Consider the following 3,433-nt stretch of genomic DNA (forward strand, 5'->3'; position numbering starts at 1 on the left):
AAGTGCAGTTCCTTGCGGTGCTTGAGCTCCTTGCCTGCCGAGGCAAGGTAGGTCAGTTCCACGTCCCACACGGTGCTGGGGAACAGTGTGCCCGGACGCGCCACAACCTCGCCGCGCGTGATGTCCTCCACCTCCAACCCCGCAAGGTTCACGGCGGTGCGGCGGCCAGCCGGGGCCTCCTCCACGCTGTCGCCGTGGGATTGCAGGCTGCGCACCTTGGCGCGCGTTCCGGCGGGGTAGAGTTCCACCTCCTCGCCAATGCGCACAGCGCCGGAGACCAACGTGCCGGTCACCACAGTGCCGTGCCCGCGCAGGGTAAAGACACGGTCGATGGGCAGGCGCAACAGGTCCGAGCGGCGGCGCACGGCAAAGCCCGCGGCCATGTCCTGCACGGCCTGACGCACCTCCTCCAGCCCGTCGCCCGTGTGGGACGACACCGGCAGCACCTGCGCCTCCTCCAGAAAGGTCCCGGCGAGCACGCCGGACAAGTCCTCGCGCACCAGCTCCAGCCAGTCTGCGTCCACCATATCGGCCTTGGTAAGGGCCACCAGCCCGTGCTTGACGCCGAGCAGGGTACAAATTTCCAGATGCTCCCGCGTCTGGGGCATAACGCCCTCATCCGCCGCCACAACCAGCAGGACAAAATCCACGCCCGATGCGCCAGCCACCATGTTTTTGACGAAGCGCTCATGGCCGGGAACATCAATAATGCCGAGTCGTTTTCCGTTTGGCATATCCCAGTGGGCAAAGCCCAGTTCAATGGTAATGCCGCGCTTTTTTTCCTCGGCCAGTCTGTCGCAATCAATGCCGGTGAGGGCCTTCACCAGCGTGGTTTTGCCGTGGTCGATATGTCCGGCTGTGCCCATGATGACAGGCATGGTTCCCTCTCTCCTTCACCGGACGCATCCGGTGGTCTCGCTCGTATATGAAATCGCGCTCTACTGCGTAAGTTGCCTTGGTCTTTCCTTCTATGGCAAAAACGCCGCCCTCTCAACCCGGCAAAGGCGTGGGCGGCGTGTTGACGCATCTGCGGCATTCTGGAATATCAATAGGGAAATCTCTACAAGGAGAGCGAGATGAAACCCATCTTTGAAGGACCGGTCCTCTTCGTGGCGGATATGAAGGCCTCGCGCCCGTTCTATACCGAGGTGCTGGAGCAGGAAGAACTCTTTGCCGTAGAGGACGCCTACACCGCCTACAAAGGCTTCGCCCTGTGGACAGCAAAGGACGCGCTCTCCATGATGCACAAAACCCTGCCCGACGGCACGGACACGCCACAAGGGCGCAATAATCTCGAACTCTACTTCGAAACCCCGGCCCTTGAAGCTGCGCTGGAAAACCTGCGCGAGCACGACGTTGCCCTGCTGAATGACATCCACGAACAGCCATGGGGCCAGCGCGCCTTCCGCATCCTTGACCCTGACGGGCACATCATTGAATTTGCCGAGCCCATGGGTGTTGTGGCCCTGCGCTTCCACAACCAAGGGTACTCGCCGCAGGAAATTGCGGACAAGACCATGACGCCGGTTGATGAGGTCAAACGCCTCATCAACTCCTAACAGCACGCAAAAAGGCCGGGGCACCGTGTGGCGTCCCGGCCATTGTCGCGTGTGTTAGACCGTTTCTCCGTCGTCATGCGCCACGGCTTCGCGCTGGCGGTAGCGCTTTTGCTCCGGCGCAAAGGCGTAGCATCCGGTCAGCGCGCCGTGCTTCACACTGCCGGGATACTCGCGGCAGACCTGCGGTTTCACGTCATGGATGCCGCAGGAGTACCCGCCGTCCGGACGCGTGACCATCCACGGGCACTGCTCCGCTGGAAGCGTGGTTCCCGGGCGCACCCACAGCCTGTCGCGCAGCCATTCGCCATCCTCCAGCACATCGCCGACCCATTCGAGAATGTCTTCCCGCCCCGCCGCCAGCCAGCGGGCGCGGTCCTCCTCCGTGCAGGAACAGCGGTAGTCCAGCGTAAAGCAGCACAGCCCGCATTCATTGCACGCAAAGCGCTCCATGCCGGTTTCCATCCAAATGCCGTCGCCCTCACCATCCGGGCCGGGACCGACTTCCGTCCGTCCCCAGAATACCGAGTGGCACAGCGCCGCAAGCCCCTCCAAGGGCAGCTTGGCGCGCTCCACCGCCTGCCAGATGCACTCCCCAGCCTCATCAGCCGGAATGTAGCGCGGACCAGCAGCGGCATCCACCCGCAGGGCAATGCCGCCACCGTGCTCCACAATACGCGCCGGCCCCCCAAGAAAACGCGGGGCAAGGTCGGCGAACAGCGCCATCTGCGGCGCGTATTGCTCAAAATCGATGCGCATGGCCTCCACGGCCTCATCGCGCGTCAAAAATATCCTTTCCTTGTCACACATAACGCCTCCAGAGACGCTTCTTGCTCCCGCGGCGAGAATTCCTGACACGTACAACAACAGCGAAGCCAACGGGAGAGACTCGGGCGCGACTATAGAACGTATTCTGCAACAAGTGAAGGCATGGACCGGCTTCTGTTTTGCACCGTGGCGGGTTTTGCACAAAAACGCAGGGCGGACGCGAAAACGAGCGCGTTTTGCCGATGCGTTTCCGCAAAACGTTGGCGCGTGATGCACCGCGTTTTTGCAAGGCGTCCACAGCGTTTGCCATCCACCCCATGCCCGAGCGCACAAAAACGGCCCGCCTCAATAGAGACGGGCCGTTTTACGCGGCGCTTTGGCCACACGGTCAGGCGCGGCGCAGGGGAAAAGACTCCAGCACCAGCCGCGCAAAGTAACGCCAGAGTTCTAGGCGCGGCACAAAGTGTCGCCGTGAGCGTAGCCGCAGCATGCCGCGGCTACGCGGCGGCCTTGGCGGCCTGCCACGCCTCAAGGATACGGGCTTCCACATAGGCGACAGCGGCGGCGTCCTCTTCATCAATATTGAAACACCGGGCGTCCTGCCCGGCAAGGCCGCCGGGAGCCCAGTCGCCCCGGTCCTCCGGGTCCGTGACCTGATCATCATAAAAGCACACGGACAGCCAACGGTCCGCCGGGTCATCGTCCACAACGTCCACCATAACAAACAGGTCGCGGTCATGCCCGGGACAGGCCCCGCGCAAAGAATAGGTAATACCCGGGCGGGCCTTGAAGGACAGCTCCGCCTCGCCGCACTGCTCCAGCACCGCCTTCAGGCGGGCAAAAGCGGGCTTTACCGCGTTGGGGTCCTGCGTCCATGCTTCAAGAAAACTGGTGCACTCGGTCATACGCTCCTCCTGTCGAGCTTGGCGATGGTTCATGATGTGGCGGTGCGGAGCGTACCGGGGCGCGCGCCGACTGGCAACATCCCGAGTGCGCTCCATGGATATGCACGCGGCGTATTCCTGCGCGCCGCCCACTGTAGTACCCGCTAGAGCAGTCTTCCGCCGCAGCCCCCGTCAGCCGTTCCCTCTCAGGGTTTTTCAATTTTT

Annotated in this window: 4 protein-coding genes; 1 reads left to right on the plus strand and 3 read right to left on the minus strand. The window is 62.7% G+C overall.

Annotation, left to right across the window (positions count from 1 at the left end; all coding sequences use genetic code 11):
* Window positions 1-878, minus strand: an 878-nt coding sequence (gene selB, locus ACY69P_RS15300; protein WP_462328096.1) for a selenocysteine-specific translation elongation factor, incomplete at its 3' end; no start/stop codon positions are given.
* Between the two features lie 198 nt (window positions 879-1,076).
* On the opposite strand from selB, the gene ACY69P_RS15305 reads away from it, so the two are divergent.
* Window positions 1,077-1,559 carry a VOC family protein gene (locus ACY69P_RS15305; RefSeq protein WP_459898394.1) on the plus strand — a complete coding sequence of 161 codons (483 nt, stop codon included), beginning with the start codon at window positions 1,077-1,079 and terminating at the stop codon, window positions 1,557-1,559.
* A 54-nt stretch (window positions 1,560-1,613) separates the two neighbouring features.
* On the opposite strand, the gene ACY69P_RS15310 is transcribed toward ACY69P_RS15305, so the two are convergent.
* Both ACY69P_RS15310 and ACY69P_RS15315 read right to left on the minus strand, forming a co-directional pair.
* A complete protein-coding gene (locus tag ACY69P_RS15310) occupies window positions 1,614-2,366 on the minus strand; it encodes a YkgJ family cysteine cluster protein (RefSeq protein WP_462328097.1) in 753 nt (250 codons plus the stop codon).
* A gap of 455 nt (window positions 2,367-2,821) precedes the next feature.
* A complete protein-coding gene (locus tag ACY69P_RS15315) occupies window positions 2,822-3,229 on the minus strand; it encodes a hypothetical protein (protein ID WP_462328098.1) in 408 nt (135 codons plus the stop codon).
* Between the last annotated feature and the right edge of the window lie 204 nt (window positions 3,230-3,433).

Source organism: Desulfobaculum sp. (genome assembly GCF_054921475.1).